The organism is Streptosporangium amethystogenes, assembly GCF_000721075.1.
Lineage (GTDB): Bacteria > Actinomycetota > Actinomycetes > Streptosporangiales > Streptosporangiaceae > Streptosporangium > Streptosporangium amethystogenes.
Genome location: NZ_JOEQ01000126.1, coordinates 1 through 1,012, shown reverse-complemented (window position 1 = coordinate 1,012; position 1,012 = coordinate 1). Strand labels below are relative to the sequence as shown.

At 65.4% G+C, this 1,012-nt stretch carries 1 protein-coding gene and 1 pseudogene; both read left to right on the top strand.

The genetic code is table 11. The annotated features are described in order from the left end of the window. Positions 1 to 492: pseudogene (locus IG98_RS53005) on the top strand (hypothetical protein); the annotation flags it as partial. Continuing rightward, positions 462 to 1,012, top strand: a 551-nt coding sequence (locus tag IG98_RS49970; protein ID WP_245651979.1) for a tyrosine-type recombinase/integrase, incomplete at its 3' end; no start/stop codon positions are given. The pseudogene IG98_RS53005 and the gene IG98_RS49970, both read left to right, overlap by 31 nt.

Sequence of the window (1,012 nt, the reverse complement as noted above, 5' to 3'; positions counted from 1 at the left end):
AAGAAGGCCAGCGGCAAGAGCAAGACGGAGGCCAAGGACAAGCTCAAAGAGATCATCCGCGACTACGACGACGGCCTGGCCATCGCACCGGCGAACTACACGGTGACCGACGCCGTGAAGTACTGGCTGCAACACGGCCTGGCCGGACTCTCGGCGACCGCGGTGAAGATGTACACCACGTTCGCCGACAAGCACGTGATCCCGGCGGTGGGAGCGCGCAAGCTGCGTGACCTGTCGGTGGAGGACGTCGACCGGTGGTTTGCGAGCAAGACGGATGAGCTGAGCACGCGGTCTCTCAAGCTGATCCACGGCATCCTCAACCGGTCGGTGAAGAGCGCCATGCGCCGCGACAAGGTGAAGCGGAACGTCGTCGACCTCTGCGAGAAGGCCGTACCTCCAAGGCGCTCACGCTCGCGCAGGCCGGCTCCATCATCGCCCTGGCGGAGCAGGCCAACCCGCGCATGCGGGCGTACGTGGTGCTCTCGCTGCTGATCGGCGCCCGTACGGAGGAGTTGCGTGCGCTTCTCTGGTCGCACGTGGTCGCCTTCGACGAGAGCCGCAACGTGTGGTCTCCGGTCACCGAGACCGGCTGGGAGCACGAACAGTTCGCGATCTACGTGTGGCGGTCCGTGCGACAGAAGGGAGACGCCAAGACCGTCAGGTCGCGCCGTTCTCTCAAGCTCCCTCGGCTGTGCGTGGACGCGCTGCGCACGCTCTGGGAAGAGCAGGAGAAGGCGGGGATGGAAGCGGATCTTGTCTTCTCCACCTCGAAGGGCACCGCCATGAGCGCGGGCAACGTACGCCGTGACGTACGGAAGATCATTGAGAAGGCGGGACTGCGTGGCACCGACTGGACCCCTCGCGAGATGCGGCACAGCTTCGTCTCGCTGCTGTCGGACTCCGGCGTCCCGATCGAGGACATCTCACGGCTCGTCGGGCACCGGAACACGGTGGTCACGGAGACGGTCTACCGGAAGCAGATCCGGCTGGTGCTCATGCAAGGAGCCGAGGC